The organism is Caldifermentibacillus hisashii (assembly GCF_039654145.1).
GTDB lineage: Bacteria > Bacillota > Bacilli > Bacillales > Caldibacillaceae > Caldifermentibacillus > Caldifermentibacillus hisashii.
This window is the reverse complement of sequence record NZ_CP155467.1, coordinates 2,711,940-2,734,741: the sequence shown is the minus strand read 5'-3', so window position 1 is coordinate 2,734,741 and position 22,802 is coordinate 2,711,940. Positions and strand designations below refer to the sequence as shown.

The 22,802-nt window shown below is 37.2% G+C and carries 19 protein-coding genes and 1 pseudogene; 14 read left to right on the top strand and 6 right to left on the bottom strand.

Translation table 11 applies throughout. From position 1 onward, the window contains the following. Positions 1–248: 248 nt before the first annotated feature. Both NSQ14_RS13275 and NSQ14_RS13270 read right to left on the bottom strand, forming a co-directional pair. Positions 249–692, bottom strand: coding sequence for a universal stress protein (locus NSQ14_RS13275; RefSeq protein ID WP_034771675.1), 444 nt, complete (start codon positions 690–692; stop codon positions 249–251). Positions 693–880: 188 nt separating this feature from the next. Then, the gene (locus tag NSQ14_RS13270) at positions 881–1,978 is read right to left on the bottom strand and encodes a M24 family metallopeptidase (RefSeq protein ID WP_041846454.1); all 1,098 of its coding nucleotides are present in this window, start codon (positions 1,976–1,978) and stop codon (positions 881–883) included. Between the two features lie 233 nt (positions 1,979–2,211). Between NSQ14_RS13270 and NSQ14_RS13265 the strand changes: the two genes are divergently transcribed. The 4 genes and pseudogenes from NSQ14_RS13265 to NSQ14_RS13250 all read left to right on the top strand — a co-directional run bounded on the left by NSQ14_RS13265 (position 2,212) and on the right by NSQ14_RS13250 (position 5,991). Next, positions 2,212–2,892: a metal-dependent hydrolase gene (locus tag NSQ14_RS13265; RefSeq protein WP_041846455.1), complete on the top strand. Its 681-nt coding sequence runs from the start codon at positions 2,212–2,214 to the stop codon at positions 2,890–2,892. 405 nt (positions 2,893–3,297) lie between these two features. Further along, positions 3,298–3,741: pseudogene (locus NSQ14_RS13260) on the top strand (Rpn family recombination-promoting nuclease/putative transposase); the annotation flags it as partial. Between the two features lie 530 nt (positions 3,742–4,271). After that, positions 4,272–4,517 (top strand): hypothetical protein, encoded by a 246-nt coding sequence (locus tag NSQ14_RS13255; protein ID WP_041847931.1) that lies wholly within the window; start codon positions 4,272–4,274, stop codon positions 4,515–4,517. 157 nt (positions 4,518–4,674) lie between these two features. Beyond that, on the top strand, positions 4,675–5,991 hold the full coding sequence (locus NSQ14_RS13250; RefSeq protein WP_034771670.1) for a DRTGG domain-containing protein: 1,317 nt from the start codon (positions 4,675–4,677) through the stop codon (positions 5,989–5,991). 30 nt (positions 5,992–6,021) lie between these two features. On the opposite strand, the gene NSQ14_RS13245 is transcribed toward NSQ14_RS13250, so the two are convergent. Continuing rightward, complete coding sequence (locus NSQ14_RS13245; protein WP_041846458.1) at positions 6,022–6,330, bottom strand: YtpI family protein; 309 nt, start codon at positions 6,328–6,330, stop codon at positions 6,022–6,024. A 124-nt stretch (positions 6,331–6,454) separates the two neighbouring features. Here NSQ14_RS13245 and NSQ14_RS13240 point away from each other — a divergent pair, with 124 nt between their 5' ends. After that, positions 6,455–7,408, top strand: coding sequence for a DHH family phosphoesterase (locus tag NSQ14_RS13240; RefSeq protein WP_227090604.1), 954 nt, complete (start codon positions 6,455–6,457; stop codon positions 7,406–7,408). A gap of 107 nt (positions 7,409–7,515) precedes the next feature. Here the strand turns inward: NSQ14_RS13240 and ytrI are convergent, their stop codons facing one another. Together ytrI and NSQ14_RS13230 are read right to left on the bottom strand one after the other, a co-directional pair. Then, positions 7,516–8,019: a sporulation membrane protein YtrI gene (gene ytrI / locus NSQ14_RS13235; RefSeq protein WP_034771667.1), complete on the bottom strand. Its 504-nt coding sequence runs from the start codon at positions 8,017–8,019 to the stop codon at positions 7,516–7,518. Then, a complete protein-coding gene (locus tag NSQ14_RS13230; protein ID WP_034771665.1) occupies positions 8,016–8,348 on the bottom strand; it encodes a YtrH family sporulation protein in 333 nt (110 codons plus the stop codon). The genes ytrI and NSQ14_RS13230 overlap by 4 nt, the downstream gene beginning before the upstream one ends. Positions 8,349–8,527: 179 nt before the next feature. Between NSQ14_RS13230 and dnaE the strand changes: the two genes are divergently transcribed. The 8 genes from dnaE to NSQ14_RS13190 all read left to right on the top strand — a co-directional run bounded on the left by dnaE (position 8,528) and on the right by NSQ14_RS13190 (position 19,679). Then, a complete protein-coding gene (dnaE, locus tag NSQ14_RS13225; protein WP_034771663.1) occupies positions 8,528–11,869 on the top strand; it encodes a DNA polymerase III subunit alpha in 3,342 nt (1,113 codons plus the stop codon). Between the two features lie 357 nt (positions 11,870–12,226). Beyond that, positions 12,227–13,456: an NAD(P)-dependent malic enzyme gene (locus NSQ14_RS13220; protein WP_034771661.1), complete on the top strand. Its 1,230-nt coding sequence runs from the start codon at positions 12,227–12,229 to the stop codon at positions 13,454–13,456. Between the two features lie 70 nt (positions 13,457–13,526). Then, positions 13,527–14,141, top strand: a complete 615-nt coding sequence (locus tag NSQ14_RS13215) for a FadR/GntR family transcriptional regulator (protein WP_034771660.1) — start codon at positions 13,527–13,529, stop codon at positions 14,139–14,141. 58 nt (positions 14,142–14,199) lie between these two features. Then, positions 14,200–15,063, top strand: a complete 864-nt coding sequence (accD, locus tag NSQ14_RS13210) for an acetyl-CoA carboxylase, carboxyltransferase subunit beta (RefSeq protein WP_034771658.1) — start codon at positions 14,200–14,202, stop codon at positions 15,061–15,063. Continuing rightward, a complete protein-coding gene (gene accA / locus NSQ14_RS13205) occupies positions 15,060–16,016 on the top strand; it encodes an acetyl-CoA carboxylase carboxyl transferase subunit alpha (RefSeq protein WP_034771657.1) in 957 nt (318 codons plus the stop codon). The genes accD and accA overlap by 4 nt, the downstream gene beginning before the upstream one ends. 349 nt (positions 16,017–16,365) lie before the next feature. Then, positions 16,366–17,325 carry a 6-phosphofructokinase gene (gene pfkA / locus NSQ14_RS13200; RefSeq protein ID WP_041846461.1) on the top strand — a complete coding sequence of 320 codons (960 nt, stop codon included), beginning with the start codon at positions 16,366–16,368 and terminating at the stop codon, positions 17,323–17,325. 19 nt (positions 17,326–17,344) lie between these two features. Next, positions 17,345–19,105 (top strand): pyruvate kinase, encoded by a 1,761-nt coding sequence (gene pyk / locus NSQ14_RS13195; protein ID WP_041846462.1) that lies wholly within the window; start codon positions 17,345–17,347, stop codon positions 19,103–19,105. Positions 19,106–19,295: 190 nt separating this feature from the next. Beyond that, positions 19,296–19,679 carry an FxsA family protein gene (locus NSQ14_RS13190; protein WP_041903832.1) on the top strand — a complete coding sequence of 128 codons (384 nt, stop codon included), beginning with the start codon at positions 19,296–19,298 and terminating at the stop codon, positions 19,677–19,679. A gap of 149 nt (positions 19,680–19,828) precedes the next feature. On the opposite strand, the gene ytvI is transcribed toward NSQ14_RS13190, so the two are convergent. Beyond that, on the bottom strand, positions 19,829–20,941 hold the full coding sequence (gene ytvI, locus NSQ14_RS13185; RefSeq protein WP_041903833.1) for a sporulation integral membrane protein YtvI: 1,113 nt from the start codon (positions 20,939–20,941) through the stop codon (positions 19,829–19,831). 730 nt (positions 20,942–21,671) lie between these two features. On the opposite strand from ytvI, the gene citZ reads away from it, so the two are divergent. Next, complete coding sequence (gene citZ, locus NSQ14_RS13180) at positions 21,672–22,787, top strand: citrate synthase (protein ID WP_041903835.1); 1,116 nt, start codon at positions 21,672–21,674, stop codon at positions 22,785–22,787. Positions 22,788–22,802: the final 15 nt, after the last annotated feature.

Here is a 22,802-nt window from a genome sequence, read left to right as displayed (position 1 = left end):
TTGGATGGTTTCGGAAATCTCGGGAAATCAGATCATTAAAGGGTTCCGACCACTTACCCAAACAGTTGGTCAGAACCCTTTTTTGCTAGTATTTTTTCAGCCCATAAATGCACAAGACGCATAAATCGAAAAAAAGCGAATGTTTTTCAGCCAATAATAAGTCCCATTTGCTTAATAGCTTTCCAATCTTTAAATTTGGAAACCCTTAATAATAATAAAATCTTTTTAAGCGGCTATTCGATCTTTAACTATTGTTTATTTGTTCTCACAACGAGGACATCACATTTTGCATGACGGACGATATATTCAGAAACGCTTCCGATTAGAAAACGTTCGACTGCATTTAGTCCTGTCGCACCACACAAAATTAAATCCGCTTCATATTTTTGCGCAATATCTTTAGAAATTTTCACTTTAGGCGAACCGTATTCGATAATAATACTAACATTTTCAATTCCGGCATTGATCGCCTCTTCTTTATAGGTTTCCAATAATTCTTGCGCATATGAATCAGCTCGCTCTACAATCGATTGATCGTATGCATTAATTGTCGCAAAGGTGCGTAAATCGATGACATGGACGAGAAGCAAGGTACTATCGTTTTTTTTGGCAATTTTTATCGCTTCTTTAAACGCATACTCTGCCTCTTTTGAACCATCAATTGCAACAATAATTTTTTTATAATTTGACATAAAACCCCCTCCTTTACCTATTATTATACTATTAATGAGAGAATTTGAAAGCAAAAATTTTACAATTATATGAAAAAAGAAAACGATTCCTTGGTTTTGGGATAAGGTAATATACGATAATATATGCCAATAAAGAGAAATGGGGAAGCCTACACTTCCCCATTTTAAAAAATTTCTATTTGCTCTGTTTACACGAACTGCAGCTCTTTCGGATATTTTGTCAAGACTTCCACACCTGTTGCAGTAACGGCAACACTATCTTCAATCCGAACACCAACCCGATTTGGAATATAAATTCCGGGTTCAATTGTAAAAACCATCCCTTCAGCAAGGACAAGCGGATTTGTTTCGGTAACTGACGGAAATTCGTGGATGCTAATACCGAGACCGTGCCCTAAACGATGGGTAAAGTATTCACCATAACCGGCATCTTGAATAATTTTTCTAGCAGTTAAGTCAAGATTTGCACACGTCTTCCCCGGCTTTGTGGCTAAAACAGCAGCTTCCTGAGCTTTTCGGACCGTTTCATATATGCGAACCGCTTCATCATCAATCTCACCAAAAGCGACTGTCCTAGTAATATCTGAGCAATAACCTTCATAAATGACACCAAGGTCGAATAGAACAAGTTGCCCTTTTTGTACTTTTGTCAAATCGGGACTACCGTGCGGAGAGGCCGCCTTTGGACCGGAAAGGACAGTGGTTGCGAAAGACATTTGTTCGACACCTTTTTTCTTTAATTCATATTCGATCTCCGCTACAATGGCTAATTCACTAGCACCATCTTTAATTGCGTGTATACCGACGTCAATTGCGAAATCGGCAAGCTCACATGCTTTCCTCAATTTTTCAAGCTCTACCGGATCTTTAACGGCTCGAAGCTCGTTTAACTTTTCCTCCGCTTGGATAAACCGTACAGATGGAAAAGCTTTTCGTAAAATTTCATATCTTTCTACATTCATATGGCTTTTTTCAATGGCAATCTTAGCAACTGAACCTGAAGCTCGTTTCTTCATTTCAGCAAAAACTTTTTCCCAAGGATCATCTGTATCTTTGTAACCGATAATCATTTGTTCAAAACCGGCTGCTTTTGCGGTTTCTTCCTCCATTTGCGGACAAACAAGGAATGGTTCAGCATGGGGAAAAAGGACGATGGCTAACAGACGTTCATGAGGGTCACTATAAAATTCACTAAAATAAAAGACGTTTTCCGTGGAAGTCAAAATGGCCGCATCGATCGTTTCTTGTTCGAGCCACTTGGCAAATCGTTCAATTCTTTTTTTCATTTCTTTTCACCTCGTATTAAAATAAAAATTGTTTGTGTGACTACCAATATTTTGTTCATTTTATTATTATCCGAATCATTTGAATATGTATTGGTATCATTAGCAAAATCACTACAAGTTTAAGTTAGCACTTATGCAGTAAAAAGTAAATATAAGGAAAAATAGCAGGATTTCAACCGTCTGATATAGAAGTAATTTAATAACCCTCAATAATTGGAAAGGAGTATTTATAAATGAAAGTATCCTATCACGGTCATTCAGTTGTAAAAATAGTAACAGATGGAAAGGAAATTCTTATCGATCCCTTCATCACCGGAAATGGGAATACGGATCTAAAAGTTGAAAATGAGAGTCCGGATTTTATTTTATTAACCCATGGACACGGGGATCATGTAGGTGACACTGTTCAACTGGCAAAAAAGAAAGATGCTCTTGTTATAGCAATGGTAGAATTGGCAAATTATTTAAGCTGGCAAGGTGTAAAAACCCATGAAATGAATATCGGAGGTTCTTATGAATTTGAATTTGGAAAAGTGAAATTTACTCAAGCCTTCCATAGTACCGGTGTAGAAACGGGGGAACAAACGATTATTTATACAGGTATGCCGGCCGGTCTTCTTATAACCATTGAAGGAAAAACGATATATCATGCAGGGGACACATCTCTATTTTTCGATATGAAATTAATTGGAGAAAGACATCCGATCGATTTGGCCTTTTTACCGATTGGAGATAACTTTACAATGGGTCCGGAAGATGCGGCCTATGCAGCCAAATTGCTTCATGCAAAAACCGTTGTCCCGATTCATTACAATACCTTTCCGGTGATAAAACAAGATCCCGGTCGATTTATTAATTTGCTTGAAGACGGCAATGGAAAAGTGCTACAACCGGGAGAAACAATTGAACTTTAATTTATAAAAGTTGTTTTCGTTTGCTGCTACGGTTACATTCTTACGGCCGGAAGCAGACAAAAGCCCGTTAACGAACCATCCACCTTTTATAAAGACTACTTTTAATCAAAAAGCAACAATTTTATACAAACATGTCTTTATAAACGCGATAAACGCTTAATCCCTACTTATCGATTTATAAGTAGGGATTTTTCCTTAAATTTTTATATAGTTTTTTTGAAAAAATTGAAGGATTTTTTGTCTTTTTGTCGAATAAGATAAACATAAAATTCCCCAAAGATTTTCCTTCCTTCATCGTTTTTTTACTGTACTAAGCATCCTAATTTTTTTCAAAGTGACCGAAAATTCCGTTATATTCATCGAAGCCAAAATTTTGTATAATAAACATGAAAGGAACGAGTTAAGTTACGTATTATTGAAATGCCGAAGTTTGTCAGGCAAGACAAGGAAAATCTGATTCATCCGAATGACCGGATGGCAAAATGGATACGCTTTTTAACAAATGAAGATGATGCGAGGTGGGAAGAGATGGCAAATCAAGACCCAATAATAGAAAATGCGGTAGATATGTTGCGCACAGTAAGTATGGACAGGGAAGCGCGGATGTTGGCGGAAGCCCGTGAAAAAGCATTAAAGGACATAAACTCCATTCGTGGGGAAGCAATGAGAGAAGGAAAAGAGGAAGGAAGAAGAGAAGGAAAAGAGGAAGGCATAGAAGAGGGCATAAAAAAAGGCAAACGGGAAATTGCAAAAAAGATGTTAATGGAAGGTGCAGATATTAACATTATCGTTAAGATGACAGAGTTAACGGAATCTGAGGTTTTGGAATTGAAGGATGAGATGAATTGATAATTATAAAGGGAATTCTGGACGAGTAAGCGGGTAGTAATGTCTATCTGTCTACTCGTCTTTTTTAACAGGATAGTAACAGAAGATAGTGGGCTAGTTACAGAAAAAGGATACTCACACATTTTTACAAAAACAATCAGCGACCATTAATTGGAAAAATTTCATTATATCCTGCACAAATCTTCCTCCTGTGGCTTAAGAGAAATCAAAGATGTAAAGGAGGAAGATAAGTGTCCGTAGTGTCCGATTGGTTCAACTAACCATCAGTGGAGATGAAGCCCCCACGGATGGAAGTTTCACTTTATCTCGCACAAACGGTCACTAAATCTTCCTCCTGTAGCTTAAGGGAAATCAAAGATGTAAAAGGAGGAAGATAAGTGTCCGTAAGTGCCCGATTAGTTCAACTAACCATCCGTGGGGATAAAGCCCCCACGGATAGAAGTTTCACTTTATAAACTATTTCCGGTTCATTTATTTATGAGATTTGCATATATTGAAAACAAAAGACTTATAGAAGGCAGGAGAAAAGAATGAAAAATCGTTGTATTTTATCTTTATTGATTTGTTGTTTCCTTCTGTACTATGCACTCCCTGAGCTACAATTGCACGGAAATTCTTTATCTGTTTATTTTTCTTGGACATGGCTAAGTCTTCTCATTATGGCATTCGCCGGTAATCTGGCAGCCGTTTTATTTGCACCGAAAAAAAGCAAGCAAGTTCCTCATAAAATCGATCAGAAATCTAGGGGAAAAGTCAAGTATTATCAGCGTGGTTAATATTTATCCCTGCCAAAATAACCAGCGAACTTTTTTACGTTGATCATGAAACAGGCAACTTCTAATTTTCGTGGAAATCATTTAAAAGATATTGAAAAAACTGGTATAATGCACATATGAGACGATCCATGAAAATATGTTGACTGAAGGTGAAACAATGACAACGAAACATGAACAAATATTACAATACATACAGAATTTACCAATTGGTGATAAAATCTCTGTCAGACAGATCGCAAAAGAATTAGGGGTGAGTGAAGGAACAGCATACCGAGCGATAAAAGATGCGGAAAATAAAGGGTTTGTCAGTACCATTGAGCGGGTAGGTACGATCCGCATAGAGCAAAAACGAAAGGAAAATATTGAACGACTTACGTTTGCGGAAATTGTCAATATTGTTGATGGACAAGTTTTAGGTGGTAAAAGCGGCTTACACAAAACCTTGAATAAATTTGTCATCGGTGCAATGGAAGTTGAAGCAATGATGCGCTATACAGAAGCGGGAAACCTGCTCATTGTCGGGAATCGGATGAAAGCGCAAAAGTCTGCATTGCAAAGAGGGGCAGCCGTCCTAATAACCGGGGGATTTGATACCGGTGATGATGTTAAAAAATTGGCTGATGAACTGGAACTGCCGATTATTTCTACTAGTTATGATACGTTTACAGTGGCGACATTAATCAACCGTGCTATTTTCGATCAACTCATTAAAAAAGAAATATTGCTTGTTGAGGATATTTTGATTCCTATCGAACAAACGTATTATTTAAAAGTCAATGAACCGATTCAAAAGTGGTATGAATTGAACGAGAAATACAGACATACCCGGTTTCCGGTAGTTACCGACGATCTGAAAGTAGAGGGCATGGTCACCTCAAAAGACGTAATCAGTGAAGATCGCGCGCGACCGCTTGAAAAAGTAATGACAAAACAACCAATTACCGTCACATTAAAAACAAGTGTAGCATCTGCTTCCCATATTATGATTTGGGAAGGCATCGAACTTTTGCCGGTGGTTGATGACCAAAATCGGCTTTTAGGAATTATCAGTCGTCAAGATGTGTTGAAATCACTCCAAACTATTCAAAGGCAGCCACATGTGGGTGAAACAATAGAAAACTTAATTTTTAACCACCTACATAAAAAAGAAACGACAGATGGTGTCGATGTTAGTTATGAATTTGATGTGACACCTCAAATGACAAATCAACATGGTACAATTTCTTATGGTGTCCTTACTTCTACCATTATCGAATCGGTTCATCGATTATTTCGCGCACAGAAAAAAGGTGAGATTGTCGTTGAAAGCATGTCTGTATATTATTTAAAGCCGGTTCAAATCGACTATGATATAACGATCCGGCCGAATATTCTTGAAATTGGGAGAAAGTTCGGTAAGGTAGATGTGGAAGTAGTTTCAAAGGGAATGATTGCTGCAAAAGCTTTGATTATGGTTCAATTTTTAGATCGTTAATTTTTATACATTGTACTATCAATTGGTTTTTTACATACCTTTTTCCATATTCTCTTTTTTTGTTTCAACATAGGGTGAATAATATTTATACGCTTTAAAGTTTGTCCAGATAGAGATGGTTCCAACGATGATAAAAAGTATGCCGATGATAATGGATACAGTGGTTTGGGTGATGAATAAACGATTGAATCCAAAGACAGCGACAAACAAGCCGAGTGCAATAGAAGATTTGGCATTCCACCATTTTTTCTCTATCGGAGTTTTTGCCTGAAAAGATTTTACTTTGTAATATAAATAAAAGATAACTGAAAAAACGATGATCACAACAAATACAGGCATATATCCGTCTCTCCCTTTTCTGTTTTGATATTATTTTACCTGCTAATTTAAAAAAATGCCATAAAAAAGGACGATATCGTTTACAGTGAATTTTGATGGAAAAAGTGAGAAGGAGCTATTAAATATGAAAGAACAAATTTTACAAAAAATAAAAGAGTTTGATACGATTATTATTCATAGACATATCCGGCCCGACCCTGATGCTTATGGATCTCAAGGCGGCTTGGCAGAAATCATTCAAACTTCATTTCCTGAGAAGCATGTGTATGTCGTTGGTGAAGATGAGAAAACATTGAAATATTTAAATACCATGGATCAAATACCTGATGAGAGTTACCGGAATGCGCTTGTCATCGTTTGTGATACGGCCAATCGGGAGCGAATATCTGATGGACGTTATCATACGGGGGCATTTCTCATTAAAATCGATCATCATCCGAATGAGGATAAATATGGTGATATTGTTTGGGTCGATACAAATGCCAGTTCAACCAGTGAATTAATTTACGAGTTTTTTTTATATGGAAAAGGGGATGGATTGAAATTATCAACGGAAGGGGCAAGACTTCTATTTGCCGGTATCGTGGGTGATACAGGACGGTTTTTGTATCCGAGTGCCACAGAAAAAACATTTCAATATGTAAGTGAACTAATAAAATATCCATTTTCGCGAACCGATTTATTTGAAAAAATGTATGAAACAACACAAAATCTCGCTAAATTTCAAGGCTATATTTTACAAAACTTTGAATTTGAGTTTGACGGTGTTGCCAAAGTTATTATTGATCAAAGGCTGTTGACCAAATATAACTTACGACCGCAAGAAGCTTCACAAACGGTTAGCGTGTTAGGAAATATTCAAGGAATAAAGGCATGGGCGTTCTTTGTTGAAGAAACGAATCAGATTCGGGTTCGTCTCCGTTCTAATGGCCCCACGATCAATGAAGTAGCGAAAAAATTCTCTGGTGGTGGCCATCCACGTGCAGCCGGTGCAACAATTTACTCTTGGGATGAAGTAGACCGGGTTATGGAAGAACTGAAAAAAGTTGTTCAAGATTATTTGGAAAATCAAAGCTAGTCGCTAATCCGGGATAAGGATGTTTCCTGCACTTGGAACTTAAGAAGAAAACAGCAACATTTAGATGCCATGATGGGCTAGTTAACCACAAGCCCATCTGATTTTTGCTATTGTGCCAATGTTAGTTCTAATTCGATATTCAAGGTGGTATAAATCACCATTTTTCGTACAGTCAGTTGATAACGGCGGTCATTGATGACAACCGGCTTATTTTCAATGACTTTTTCCAATAAATCTTTACTTGTATAAACAACATGTAAATCTTTCGCCAGTACATTACTGATATCTTCTTTTACCTTCTCTTGCACTTCGAAAATACTTAATGCATCAATTTTATATTTAGAACCATTGGTGATTTTAATCGATATATCTTGAACCGTAAGCAACTCTTTATTTTTCTCGTTCAGTTTTTTGAAATCTTCCTGCCAAATATTTTTTTCTTTTTCTAAATCGGCAATTAATTCCTCTTGCTGACGGATTACTTTTACCTGCTCTTCCTGCATACGCCCAAACATGTACAGAAAAATTAACCAACTGATGATCGCACCGATTACGACGCCGGAAAAAAATCGTTGGAAGCTTCTTGAATAAAAATAGGGAGGGATTCTCATGACAAATGCCCCTGGGTAAGCCAATTAATAATCAGTGCTCCGGTTTGTGCACCACCTAAAGCGGATAAAATGAGAAAAATTTGTTTGACAAGATCGCCGGTCTGTCCGTGCATCAATCCACGTTCAAAATTATATACGGCATCGAACGTTCCACCGATAGCGGCAACAATTGCCCATATCCGTAAACTATTGGATAGTCGGTAGATTTCTGTAAGTGGCGGTTCACCGATTAAAAAGGCTGATAAACCGCCAATCAAGGAGCCGCCGAGAATAACTCCAAGTGCGATAAAATAACTATGGATAAACGTTGGTACAAATGCTTCTGTCATTTAAACAACCCCCTGTTAACATAAACAGCCGAAATCGGACTGCCCCTATTAATAATTTATTGGTACAATGGAGTAAATATGAATATTTTACAATTCTTTGCTTGCTTTCAGTGTTAAAATAAGAACATATGTGCTATAATGAGAAGAAATAGGATGAACGGAAGGAAGATGTGTTGCCTATGGTACCTTTACATATGTACAGTGCCTATTCACTTTTATCAAGTACAATCCAACCTGAAAAAATGGTTATGGCAGCAAAACAAAGAGGATTCCATGCACTGGCAATTACGGATCAAAATGTTCTTTACGGTGTCATCCCTTTTTATAAAGCATGCCGGACCTATGGTATACAACCGATCATTGGACTAGAAGCTGATATTTTAATTGAAGAGGAATACGAAACGACCGCCTATCCGCTGCTTTTTTATGCAAAAAATTTACAAGGGTACCAAAACATAATGAAAATTTCGAGTGCTATTCAGACAAAATCTCCAAAAGGTATCCCAATCAAATGGCTTAAACATTATTGTTCAGGTTTGATCGCCATTTCTCCCGGTATTGAAGGAGAAATTGAAACGTATATTCTGCAAGGGCAAGAAGGACGTGCAAAGGAAAAAGTCAGCTTCTATCAACAATTATTTGAGAAAGAATCCTTCTATTTATCAATTCAGTCATTACCATCCCGGGATCATGAAACGTTAAGAAAAGCGATTTATAGTATGAGTGAGGAGATGAATATACCCGTCGCAGCTGTCGATAAAGTTTGTTTTCTGGATAAAGAAGATTATTTTTCATGGAAATGTTTGCAGGCGATCAAAGAGAATATAAATATTTCCGAGTTGACTGAAGATGCTTTGGATAAAGAAGGTTACTTGCGTACAAATGAAGAGCTGAACAGCTTATTTCAACAATACCCGGAAGCAATCGAAAACACTTTGAAAATTGCGGAACAGTGTCAAGTTGAAATTCCCTTTCATCAACAATTATTGCCTAAATACCCGCTCGATGAAAAAACAAGCGATGTGTTTTTAAGTGAACTGTGTGAAAAAAATTTATCTATTAGAATCGATTCACCAACTCCGATTTATAAAGAACGACTGAAATATGAACTTGACATTATTAAGAAGATGAAGTTTAGTGATTATTTTTTAATCGTTTGGGATTATGTTCAATTTGCCAGAAAAAATGGTATTATTGTCGGACCGGGCAGGGGATCGGCAGCCGGAAGTCTTGTTGCTTATGTTCTTGAAATAACGGATGTTGACCCGATTAAATTTGATCTGTTGTTTGAAAGGTTTTTGAATCCTGAGCGGGTGTCTATGCCGGATATTGATATCGACTTTCCTGATCACAGGCGCGATGAAGTTATTCAGTATGTGGCGAAAAAATATGGATCTACCCATGTGGCTCAAATTATTACTTTTGGTACATTTGCGGCTAAAGCAGCTGTAAGGGATGTTGCCCGCGTTTTTGGAAGAACAAATAAGGAATTGGATCAATTATCGAAAAGCATACCGAACAAATTAGGAATCACTTTAAAGGAAGCGACGAAAGAGTCCCAAGCTTTACAAGATTTAATGAAAAACGAAAACTTTCAGCAGATTTTCCAAATTGCCGCAAAAATTGAAGGATTACCGCGCCATACTTCAACACATGCAGCCGGGGTTGTTATCGGGGACAGACCACTGGTTGAATGGATTCCTTTACAAACAGGATCAAATGATGTTTTGCTGACCCAATACCCGATGGGAACCTTGGAAGAAATCGGTTTATTAAAGATGGATTTCCTTGGATTACGAAATTTATCACTTATCGAATCAATCATTCGGTCCATCCACAAGAAACAACAGAAAAAAATTGATTTAAAACATATTCCTTTTGATGATGAAAAAACTTTTAAACTGTTACAAAAAGGTCAGACAACAGGGATTTTTCAATTGGAATCGGAAGGAATGCGAGATGTGTTAATACGCCTGAAACCGACGGAATTTGAGGATATTGTTGCTGTCAATGCGTTGTATCGTCCGGGACCGATGACAAATATTCCTGTCTATATTAATCGAAAACATGGAAAGGAACCGGTCCGTTATCCACATCCTGACTTGGAAAATATTTTAAAGAAAACATATGGAGTCATCGTATATCAGGAGCAAATTATGCAAATTGCTTCCAAAATGGCAGGTTTCACATTAGGGGAAGCAGATTTACTTAGAAGGGCGGTTTCAAAAAAGAAGCGGGAAGTTTTGGATCAACAAAGGCAACATTTTGTAGCCGGTGCCAAAAATAATGGCTATTCGGAAACAACGGCAAATGAAATATATGATTTGATTGTCCGCTTTGCCGATTATGGTTTTAATCGCAGTCATGCCGTTGCCTACAGCATGATTAGTTATCAACTCGCATATTTAAAAGCCCATTATCCATTGTATTTCATGGCAAGTTTATTAACTTCGGTCGTAGGAAATGAAAATAAAACCGCTGAGTACATTAAAGAACTGAAACATCTCGGATTTACTATTTATCCACCATCCATTAATCACAGCTATTATCAATTTCAAGTTGAGCGTGATGGAGTTCGTTTTAGCTTGGCTGCGATTAAAGGAGTCGGTTTTCAAGCATTAAAAGAGATTATCCAAGCTAGGGGGGAACGGCCGTTTACCGATTTATTTGATTTCTGTTTACGTGTTTCACTTAAAGTCGTTAACCGAAAAGTGTTGGAAAACTTGATTCATGCCGGAAGTTTTGACGAATTTGGGCATGACCGGGCAGTCCTGTTGGCAACTTTGGATGTGGCGATTGAACATGCTCAATTAATGAAACCCGACGATCATCAAATTGACTCATTATTTTCAGAAGAACTGGATATTAAGCCGAAATATGTTGAAGTTGAACCGATTCCTATTGATAAAAAATTACAATTTGAAAAGCAGGTTTTAGGTTTATTTATTTCAAGACATCCGGTCAGCATGTATCGCAAGCTGCTTCAAAGTCAAGGTGCTCTGTTACTGGATGAACTGAAAATTGCCGGATCAAAATATCATGTCGGCGCTTATATTCAAGAAGTACGGAAAACAAGAACAAAAAATGGTGAAGCAATGGCTTTTTTACAAATTAGTGATGAATCGCAAGACATGTCAGCAGTTGTCTTCCCAAATGTTTATCGGACATCTTCAGCCTTAGTAAAAAAAGGAGAAATTGTTTTTATGACCGGTACGCTTGATTTTCGACATGGTCAAAAGCAATTTATCGTTAATTTCATCCAATCCGTTGAAAAACTGCGAAAAGAACCAGAAAGTAGAAAGGTGTATATTAAAATTGATGCAAATCATCAAACGAATGAATTATTAGGGAAATTGAAGAATATGATTAAAAAATATAAAGGGAGTATGCCAATCATTCTTTATTATGAAAAAAACCATCAGACCGTCCAGTTGGCAAAAGAACATTGGATTAATCCGGACAGTGCAGCTATCTCAGAATTAAAAAAATTATTGGGAGAACATAATGTTGCCATAAAGTAAAGAAAGCGAAAAGTCGATGCTCTGCTTTTGTTGTTTTTCTGGTGGAGATAAACAATACGAGCTAGCTCACAAGGAAGGACCGTCACTTCGATATGGATTGGTTGTCAAGGATAAAACTTGTCAAAAATATTTCCAAGTTCGTTTAGAAATGATGAATTTTGACGGAAGGATGCCGATCGATGTAGTTGGAATTTTTTGGTGTTTTTCTTATGGGCCTTGACCGAAAGTTTGAAACATTACGAGAAAAATATTTTTAATGATATCTTTACAATCTGATTATTTATGTTTATATTAGTAATAATATGTGGTCAGACCACTATTTAATAAATATTCGTAATGTTTTGAGGGGTGGAGAAGGTGAGTTTAAGGGAAGAAGCACTACAATTACATCAAATGAACATGGGGAAACTTGAAACGGTATCTAAAGTTCAATTGCAATCGCCGAAGGATTTAAGTTTGGCATATTCACCGGGTGTTGCAGAACCATGTAAAGAAATTTACGAACATCCTGAACTGGTATACGATTATACAATGAAAGGCAATACTGTAGCTGTTGTTACAGATGGAACTGCCGTGCTGGGATTAGGCAATATCGGACCGGAAGCAGCACTGCCGGTAATGGAAGGGAAAGCGGTCCTGTTTAAAAGTTTTGCCGGGGTTGATGCATTTCCACTTTGCCTTGGGACAACGGATGTTGACAAGATTGTTGAGACGGTCAAATTATTGGAACCAACCTTTGGCGGAGTTAATCTGGAAGATATCGCATCTCCAAATTGCTTTGAAATTGAAGAACGATTAAAAAGAGAAACCAATATCCCTGTCTTTCATGATGATCAACATGGAACAGCTATTGTTACCATAGCGGGTTTAATGAATGCATTAAAGCTGACAGGAAGGAAGATCCATGAAATTAAGGTCGTTATAAATGGGGCCGGTGCAGCTGGAATTGCCATTATTAAATTACTTTATCACTACGGAGTCCGTGATATAATCATGTGTGATACAAAGGGGGCGATTTATGAAGGCCGACCATTTGGGATGAATCAGCTTAAGGAAGAAGTAGCAAAAATTACAAATCGTGAAGGAAAGAAAGGATCGCTAAAAGAAGTCATTCAAGGAACTGATGTATTTATTGGGGTGTCTGCAGGTGGAATCCTATCGAAGGAAATGGTTCGCTCCATGAATCCGGATCCGATTATTTTTGCGATGGCCAACCCGATTCCCGAAATTATGCCGGAGGACGCGAAAGAAGCAGGTGCTGCAGTAATCGGAACAGGTCGTTCTGATTATCCGAATCAAGTCAATAACGTACTGGCATTTCCGGGGATTTTCCGTGGTGCCTTAGATGTTCGAGCAACAATTATTAATGAAGAAATGAAGCAAGCAGCTGTTGAAGCGATTGCCAGCCTAATTAGTGATGAACAATTGTCACCTGATTATGTCATTCCAAATCCGTTTGACCCGAGAGTGGCTCCATATGTTGCCCGAGCTGTAGCAAAAGCGGCAATGGAGACTGGGGTGGCACGCAGAAAAGTTGACCCATCTAATGTTCACAAGAAAACGAAAGAAATCGCATCAATTAAATAGAGATTAATATTTTTTGCAATGATGAATAAAAACAAAAAGGGATAACTATATAAAATGGTGAGTGAAAAAAGTGGGCCAAAGGCAATACCAACAAAAAGTATACTTAGAAACATTCGAAAAAATAAGAAAAATTATTCAAGAAAGAAATTTGCAGCCTGGTGATAGACTCCCATCTGAAAGAGAGTTGACAGATCTTTTACATGTTGGTAGATCAAGTGTTCGTGAGGCTTTAAGAGCCATGGAATTACTTGGTTTAATTGAAACAAGAAGAGGCGAAGGAACATTTATCGTTGATTTTCGAAAACATCAACTGGTAGAATTATTAAGTAGTTTTGTTTTTCAAAGAGAGAATGCAGATCATGATATTTTAGAAGTAAAAAGAATTATTGAAACATCCGGTATTTATAAACTCGTATTTAACAGGACTTATATTGATATTTCTCAATGGAATGAAAAATATTTTGATCGTGAAAAATTTTTTGAAAGAATTTTAATTTTAACGGATAATCAGTTATTATTAAAAATATGGTATATTTTATCGGAATTTATCCGTTTACTCCAATTTACCAATCCAATCGAAAAGAAATATTATATTGAACTGCTGACAGCAATTAATAGCGGAAATTGGGATCAAGCTTTATCTATCTACATGCTATATTTTGATCAAGCAAAACCGATACAATAAACATTGCTTGGTCTGTAATTTCAGTCAAGCTTAGTGAAAGAGACAAGGGGGAAATACCTTGCTAAGAGATATTTTTTCTAAAAACAAGAAAACATATGCAACTATTCCTGTACCGTCTGCAACCGATGATGTTCCAGTCGGTATTATGACGAAATGCCCGAACTGTAAAAAAATTATGTTTACACGTGAAATCGAGCAAAATATGAAAATCTGTTTACATTGTGATTACCATTTCCCAATGAATGCAAAAGAACGGTTATCAAGTATTCTTGATGAAAATTCCTTTGCTGAGATGGATAAAGAATTGGTTACCGTTAATCCACTTGGCTTCCCTGAATATGTAGAAAAAGTAGAAAAAGATCGCAGGAAAATGAAAATGAATGAAGCAGTTGTAACCGGAACAGGAAAGATTGAGGAAAAACCGGTCGTCATTGCCGTTATGGATTCATTTTTCCGAATGGGGAGCATGGGGTCCGTTGTCGGTGAAAAAATAACGCGTGCCATTGAAAAAGCAGATGAATTACATTTACCGTTCATCATTTTTACAGCTTCCGGCGGTGCCAGAATGCAAGAAGGAGTCTTAAGCCTCATGCAAATGGCTAAAACAAGTGCCGCTTTAAAACGATTCAGCGATCATGGAGGACTAATCATTACTGTTATGACTCATCCGACAACCGGCGGCGTTTCAGCTAGTTTCGCTTCTTTAGGAGATTTTAACCTTGCTGAACCTGGAGCATTAATCGGTTTTGCCGGAAAGCGGGTCATCGAACAAACCATTCATGAAGAACTTCCCGAAGATTTTCAAACCGCAGAATTCCAGTTAAAACACGGACAATTAGATGCAGTCATCCATCGGAAAGAGATGCGCAAAAAAATATCGCTTATTCTCGAACTGCATCATATTGGAGGTGTTACAGAATGACGGTAGAACTGGAATTTGAAAAGCCGCTCATTAATTTACGTAAAAAATTGGACGAGCTAAAATTAATTACACAAAATGCCGATGTCGACTTAACCGATGAAATTGAAAAATTGGAATTACGACTTCACAATTTGGAAGAAGAAATTTATAAAAATTTAGAGCCATGGGATCGAGTACAAATTGCAAGACATCCGAATCGCCCGACGACACTAGATTATATAAATTATTTATTTGAAGATTTCTTTGAATGTCATGGCGATCGTACCTTTGGCGACGATGAAGCTATTGTTGCAGGGATTGCCAAATACAAAGGAAGGCCGGTAACAGTTATTGGACATCAGCGTGGCAAAGATACGAAGGAAAATATTCGCCGTAATTTCGGTATGCCGCATCCAGAAGGGTATCGAAAAGCATTGCGCCTAATGTTCCAAGCTCAAAAATTTAACCGCCCGATTATTTGCTTTATTGATACTAAGGGAGCCTACCCCGGAAAAGCAGCGGAAGAAAGGGGACAAAGTGAGGCCATTGCCAGAAATCTTTTTGAAATGGCAGGGCTAACTGTTCCGATTGTTTGTATCGTTATCGGTGAAGGTGGTAGCGGCGGGGCACTGGCATTAGGTGTTGGAAATCATATACATATGTTGGAGAACTCGACGTATTCAGTCATTTCCCCTGAAGGTGCAGCTTCGATTCTTTGGAAGGATGCAACCCTTGCGAAAAAAGCGGCAGAATCAATGAAAATTACAGCCCAAGACTTAAAGCAATTAGAAGTCATCGATGAGATCATCCCCGAAGTCAAGGGGGGAGCTCATAATAATATTAAGGAACAGGCAAATTTAATTGACACTGTTTTGAAAAAATCTTTGGATGAGTTGTCCAAGTTATCGAAAAATGAACTTGTTCAAGACCGTTATCAAAAATTTGCTAAGATCGGTCAGTACACCGTAGAATAGTTTAAGAACTAGCTGAGGAACGTGTATAATGCACGTTCTTTTTTACAGAATAAGAAAGTATATAAAAACAAGTGAACAACTTAGATTAGTTTTATTGTCTAGTTTCATAAAAGAAGTGACGAAGCAGAATCTTACTTTTCTTTACAATGTTAACAGATTTGTAAAATAGATAACGTTTTATCACCAAAGAAAGCGATTACTTTTGAAAAATGGTTTTGTTTTTTAAATTTGGGTTCCATATCTTATTGAGTTTAAGAAAGTATCGTGGTAAGGTAAATATGAAATTTGTTTAATAATGAACAAAGAAATATAGAAATATCAATATAATTATGTAGGTGAGGTGTTTGTCATGAAAAAAATTGCTGTTTTAACAAGTGGTGGCGATTCTCCAGGTATGAATGCTGCAATCCGTGCAGTCGTTCGTAAAGGAATTTATCATGATCTGGAAGTTTACGGGATTTATCATGGTTTTCATGGACTAGTAAATGGGAATATCGAAAAACTGGAGTTAGGTTCCGTCGGTGATATTATTCATCGCGGCGGTACGATTCTTCGCTCAGCCCGCTTGCCGGAGTTTGTCAATCCTGAGGTACAAAAACAAGGTTTAGAACAATTACATAAACATGGAATAGAAGGATTGGTTGTTATTGGTGGCGACGGTTCTTACCGTGGTGCGAACGCTTTAACAAACCTCGGTTTTCCTTGCGTCGGTGTGCCGGGAACAATTGATAATGATATTAGCGGTACAGAATTTACCATTGGTTTTGATACGGCGATAAATACCGTTATTGATGCGATCGATAAAATCCGCGATACCGCTTCTTCACATGATCGGACATTCGTCATTGAAGTGATGGGAAGAGGTGCAGGTGATATTGCTCTTTGGTCCGGTCTTGCCGGTGGAGCCGAAACGATTCTGATTCCGGAAGAAAAAGAAACAATTGATAACATCGTTGACCGTCTAAATCGCGGTAAACAAAGAGGAAAACGGCACAGCATTATTGTCGTTGCAGAAGGTGTAATGAGCGGTGTTAAATTAGCTGAACAATTAAAAGAGAGAATTGATGCTGATGTCCGTGTATCCGTCCTGGGGCATATACAACGCGGTGGTTCTCCATCTGCAACGGATCGTTTTTTGGCAAGCCGCTTAGGTGCACGTGCTGTAGAATTGCTGCTCGAAGGAAAAGGTGGCAGAGCGGTAGGAATTGTAAAAAATACTATTGTGGATCATGCCATTTCTGAAATTATTAATCAACCACATAAGATCGATAATGAAATTATTCGATTGGCAAAAGAATTATCGATTTAAGATCAGGAGGATAATTGAAATGAGAAGAACAAAAATAGTTTGTACAATAGGTCCGGCCAGTGAAAGTGTTGAAAAATTAGTACAGTTAATTGAAGCAGGCATGAATGTAGCACGATTAAACTTTTCTCATGGTGACTACGAAGAACATGCAGCCAGAATTAAAAATATTCGTGAAGCTGAAAAAATTACCGGGAAACATGTTGCCCTTTTGCTTGATACGAAAGGTCCTGAAATTCGTACTCATAATATGGAAAATGATGCCATCGAACTGATTGAAGGAAATACAGTAACAATTTCAATGGAAGAAGTTCTCGGTACACAAGAAAAATTCTCCGTTACATACGAGGGTTTGATTGATGATGTTCAAGTCGGAGGAAAAATTTTATTGGATGATGGACTCATTGGACTTGAAGTCATTGATGTTCATAAAGATAAAAAAGAAATAGTGACCAAAGTTTTAAATGGAGGGGTTTTAAAAAATAAAAAAGGTGTGAATGTACCGGGCGTATCTGTTAATTTGCCGGGTATTACTGATAAAGATGCAAGTGATATTGTTTTTGGGATTGAGCAAGGAATTGATTTTATTGCAGCTTCCTTTGTTCGACGTCCCAGTGATGTTTTAGAAATTCGCGAACTACTCGAGCAACAAAATGCGCCTCATATCCATATTATTCCAAAAATCGAAAACCAAGAAGGCGTCGATAAAATTGACGAAATTTTAGAAGTAAGCGACGGCTTAATGGTTGCGCGCGGTGACCTTGGGGTAGAAATTCCGGCTGAAGAAGTCCCATTGGTACAAAAATTGCTTATAAAAAAATGTAATAAACTGGCCAAACCGGTTATTACTGCTACGCAAATGTTGGATTCTATGCAAAGAAATCCTCGTCCGACAAGAGCTGAGGCAAGTGATGTAGCCAATGCGATTTTTGACGGAACAGATGCAATTATGCTTTCCGGTGAAACGGCTGCAGGAAAATATCCGGTTGAAGCAGTACAAACGATGCATAATATAGCCGTTCGAGCTGAAAGTGCATTAAATCATAAAGGAATATTAGCCTTACGCTCAAAAGAAATTGAACATAATATTACGGATGCTATTTGTCAATCCGTTGCCCATGCTGTCATTAACCTGGATATTGATGCTGTTATTACTCCAACAGAAAGCGGTCATACGGCAAGAATGGTATCAAAATATCGCCCGGCTGCACCAATTGTTGCTGTCACAAGTCATGAAAAAGTCATGAAACAACTTTTATTAGTTTGGGGCGTTTATCCACAATTAGGCAAAAGATCAGAATCAATTGATGAAATGCTTGAAAAATCCGTAAGTGAAAGTCTGAAAAGCGGTATCGTGAAACACGGAGACAATGTAGTAATTACGGCAGGAGTTCCGGTTGGTGAAGCAGGTACAACAAACATGATGAAAATTCATGTGGTCGGCAGTGTGCTGGCAAAAGGTCAAGGGATTGGCAGAAAAAATGCATTTGGAAAAGTTGTCATTGCTAAAAACAGTAAAGAAGTACTGGAAAAAGTAAGTGAACATTCAGTACTTGTTACATTTTCAACGGATCGCGACATGATGCCTGCACTTGAAAAATGTCAAGCATTGATTACGGAAGAAGGCGGTTTGACCAGTCATGCAGCTGTTGTTGGCTTAAATCTGGGGATTCCGGTCATCGTTGGTGTAAAAGATGCATTGTCGATTTTGAAAGACGGCCAGGTAGTAACGGTAGATGCAAACACCGGGCTTGTTTATGAAGGCCATAATAGTGTACTATAGATATACATTGGAGCAATTGGGCACTGCCAATTGCTTCAAATTTATCATCAATTTTACAGATTTTCCGCATGAGAAAGCCCACTTCTTTAGTTGGTAGAAGTTTTCCGGAATAGATAAAGATTTGATGTTTTTGTAAACATTTAGGTTAAATTCAATCAAACGAAGGGAACCGAAGATAGGCGGTGGGGAAATGCGATTTTTCATACTGGTTTTTATTATTCTGCCTGCGCTTGAAATAGGTGTGTTTTTATTATCGGGAAAAACGATTGGCGTGTGGAATACGGTACTGATCATTATTTTCACAGGAATCCTTGGTGCCTTTCTGACAAAAAGGCAGGGCTTGGAAGTCATGCGAAAGGCTCAAGATGCGGTTCGTGCCGGCTATCCTCCCGGTGATGTTTTATTAGAAGGTATCTGTATCTTCTTAGGTGGCAGCTTGTTAATTTCTCCTGGATTTATTACTGATTGTCTTGGATTAATTTTGCTTCTCCCTCCTACAAGAAAACTCATTAAACCGCTCCTTATTAAGTGGTTTCAACGATGGATTGATAAACGGACAATTTATATTGATTAAATAAACTAGGGAGGTTTCCGTATTTACCTAATCATTAGTAGGTGAATACGCCCTCCCTTTTTTTGTCATTTATTTTCCTTCGCATATTTACTTCTCGTATACATAAAGTTTTATGCGACATCTATTGTAATCTTGATGCAATGATTACACTACTTCTGCCCGATAACAAAATCCCACAACCGGTGAAAGGCATTGGCCTTATACAAGGTATTCAATAGAACTGCAACAATTGGTCCGATAATCAAACCGACAAATCCAAATAATTGCAAGCCAATAAAAATGGAAACCAAAGAAGCTAAAGGACTAATACCAATATTGGTAGAGACAATTTTTGGTTCTATGATTTGCCGTTGCACGAGAACAACAATGTAAAGAACTAATAAACCAATTCCCAACGAATAATTATTGACGATAAATTCATAAATAATCCATGGGACAAATACTAAACCGGTGCCAAGATACGGTAGCAAATCAATGATTCCGGTAATAAAAGCAATGGCAATAGCGTAATTAACACGTAAAATAAGCAGACCGATTAAAACTGTGATGGCAGTGATTGAAATTAATGTTACTTGGGCACGAATAAAACCAAATAGTGCTTTTCTTAGGTCGATATAAACCTTCATACTACCTCGCCGAAACCGAATCGGAATAAATTTCCCTGCCATTCTTTTTAGCTTGTACCAATCTTTACTGATAAAGAAGGTGGCCAGCAATGTAAAAATGAGAACTGTTGCTGCGTTTGGAAACCATGAAATAAATGCAGGAATTTTTTTTAGCATCGATTGTAAAAAATTTCCGAGCGTAGAAGCAATGTTAGCCCCGATATCATTGATGTTTTGAATAATTGTTTCCTGCTGTCCCTCATTTAAATTATTGAACATACTTGTTAAATTATTAAAAAAGGGGGTGACTGTACCGGTAATCCAATTCTCTATATACTTAACGATATTATTTATATGATTCGGAAGCGTGTTGGACAAATATTCAGTTCCCGAAATCAATTGTGTGATCAATAATGTTAATAAACCGGCTAACGCACCGAAAATTAATATAAGAACAATTAAAACACTGATAGCCCTTGGTATTCTTCCTTTTACTTGCAAAAAATTGACCAACGGATTCATCATAAAGGCAATGCCCCAAGCAATGATGAAAGGATAGGTCAATGAAGATAGGAAGTAAATTGCAAGAATAAATGCGATGATGGCAGCCAGAATCAATAAGAAACGGATAGTGCGTTGAACATAAACGGAATTCAATAATAATGCCTCCTGCTCTATTAAAATTTTTGTATAGCATGCGTTTTTGGAAGAACCCTTGTACTAAAATATTCCGTTTTTTCCTCTATATGAATAAATATCTTCATTATAAAAGACAATTTTTGAAAAGATGCAAAAAGACATTCTTACATCACATATTTTAGCATTTTCCCATCGAATTTACATGCACCAAATCTTCAAACCTTATATTAACGAAAAAATAAAATTGTAAATATGTGAAATTTAATTTTTCCCTTTGAACTTTATTCACATTCGATACAAAAAATAGAAAAAATATGAATAAAACGGTAAATATAATCAATTTCCAGTTTAAGAAAAAACTAGTTCGTAAATGTTTTTGTGAAAAAATAAAAAAACATTCACATTTTGTTCATACCCCATTCACAAATTAATTTTTATCGGTTATAATTGGATTGAAAAACTGAAAACCATAAGAAAATTGGATTGATTTCTTAAAAAATATTTTTTTGTAAGCATTTTCTTTTTCAAATCTGGTCATCTTATAATAAAATAAAGGTATATCCTGTAACAATTATTCTCATTATAATTTTGATGTATACATAGAAAGGGTGAATTTAATCTCTAATTATTTTTACTAGGTTTTTAGGTGTTAACGAATGAAAGGGATAGGATTGTTTTAAATATAATTATTTGCTAGTATAATATTAAAACGATAATTTTTAAAATTCAAATTAAGGGGGAAATTTTGATGACTGCAACAAAAGGGTTAGAAGGGGTAGTTGCCGCAACTTCATCAATTAGTTCAATTATTGATGATACATTGACATATGTTGGTTATGATATTGATGATTTAGCTGAAAATGCCACATTTGAAGAAGTAGTTTTTTTACTATGGCATCGGCGCCTGCCAAATGCCGTGGAGCTGGAAGATTTAAGAATTCAACTAGCCAATAATGCGGAAGTTCCAAGTCAAGTCATTGACCACTTGAAAGCATATCCAAGTGATAAAGTCCATCCAATGGCTGCACTTCGAACTGCTGTTTCTTATCTTGGGTTATTTGATGAGGAGGCAGATGTTCAAACAAGTGATGCCAACTATCGAAAAGCAATCCGCATCCAAGCAAAAATCCCTACAATCGTTACAGCATTTTCGAGAATTCGAAAAGGATTGGAACCGATCGCACCTCGTAAAGATCTCGGTTTAGCTGCGAATTTCTTATATATGCTATCCGGTAAAGAACCGGACAAAATAGCGGTTGAAGCATTTGACAAAGCACTTGTTCTTCATGCGGATCATGAATTGAATGCTTCAACATTTACTGCCCGCGTTTGTGTGGCCACTTTGTCGGATATTTATTCAGGTATTACAGCAGCAATTGGTGCATTAAAAGGTCCTTTACATGGCGGTGCAAATGAACAAGTAATGAAAATGTTGACGGAAATTGGTTCTATAGAAAATGTTGAACCGTATATTCGAGAGAAACTTGCCAATAAGGAAAAAATCATGGGATTTGGTCATCGCGTATATCGGAATGGCGACCCACGTGCAAAACATTTAAGAGAAATGTCAGAGAAATTAACACAACTAACCGGAAAATCAAAATGGTACGATATATCTGTAAAAATTGAACAAATTGTTACTAGTGAAAAGAATTTGCCGGCTAATGTTGATTTTTATTCTGCTTCTGTATATGACAGCTTAGGAATCGACCACGACTTGTTTACTTTAGTTTTTGCAACTAGTCGTACTTCCGGATGGCTTGCTCATATTCTCGAACAATATGAAAACAACCGGTTAATTCGTCCGCGTGCAGAATATATCGGACCTTCGAAACAAGTGTATATACCTTTGGAAAAACGTTAATAATCATTTATCCAT

Excerpts from the sequence above, each read along its gene's own strand:
- NSQ14_RS13190 (WP_041903832.1), top strand. The coding sequence starts at position 19,296 with ATGCGATTTTTCATACTGGTTTTTATTATTCTGCCTGCGCTTGAAATA.
- NSQ14_RS13255 (WP_041847931.1), top strand. The coding sequence starts at position 4,272 with ATGAAAAATCGTTGTATTTTATCTTTATTGATTTGTTGTTTCCTTCTG.
- NSQ14_RS13250 (WP_034771670.1), top strand. The coding sequence starts at position 4,675 with ATGACAACGAAACATGAACAAATATTACAATACATACAGAATTTACCA.
- pyk (WP_041846462.1), top strand. The coding sequence starts at position 17,345 with ATGAGAAGAACAAAAATAGTTTGTACAATAGGTCCGGCCAGTGAAAGT.
- NSQ14_RS13240 (WP_227090604.1), top strand. The coding sequence starts at position 6,455 with ATGAAAGAACAAATTTTACAAAAAATAAAAGAGTTTGATACGATTATT.
- dnaE (WP_034771663.1), top strand. The coding sequence starts at position 8,528 with ATGGTACCTTTACATATGTACAGTGCCTATTCACTTTTATCAAGTACA.
- NSQ14_RS13245 (WP_041846458.1), bottom strand. The coding sequence starts at position 6,330 with ATGCCTGTATTTGTTGTGATCATCGTTTTTTCAGTTATCTTTTATTTA.
- NSQ14_RS13270 (WP_041846454.1), bottom strand. The coding sequence starts at position 1,978 with ATGAAAAAAAGAATTGAACGATTTGCCAAGTGGCTCGAACAAGAAACG.
- ytrI (WP_034771667.1), bottom strand. The coding sequence starts at position 8,019 with ATGAGAATCCCTCCCTATTTTTATTCAAGAAGCTTCCAACGATTTTTT.
- accA (WP_034771657.1), top strand. The coding sequence starts at position 15,060 with ATGACGGTAGAACTGGAATTTGAAAAGCCGCTCATTAATTTACGTAAA.
- NSQ14_RS13275 (WP_034771675.1), bottom strand. The coding sequence starts at position 692 with ATGTCAAATTATAAAAAAATTATTGTTGCAATTGATGGTTCAAAAGAG.
- NSQ14_RS13265 (WP_041846455.1), top strand. The coding sequence starts at position 2,212 with ATGAAAGTATCCTATCACGGTCATTCAGTTGTAAAAATAGTAACAGAT.
- citZ (WP_041903835.1), top strand. The coding sequence starts at position 21,672 with ATGACTGCAACAAAAGGGTTAGAAGGGGTAGTTGCCGCAACTTCATCA.
- NSQ14_RS13230 (WP_034771665.1), bottom strand. The coding sequence starts at position 8,348 with ATGACAGAAGCATTTGTACCAACGTTTATCCATAGTTATTTTATCGCA.
- pfkA (WP_041846461.1), top strand. The coding sequence starts at position 16,366 with ATGAAAAAAATTGCTGTTTTAACAAGTGGTGGCGATTCTCCAGGTATG.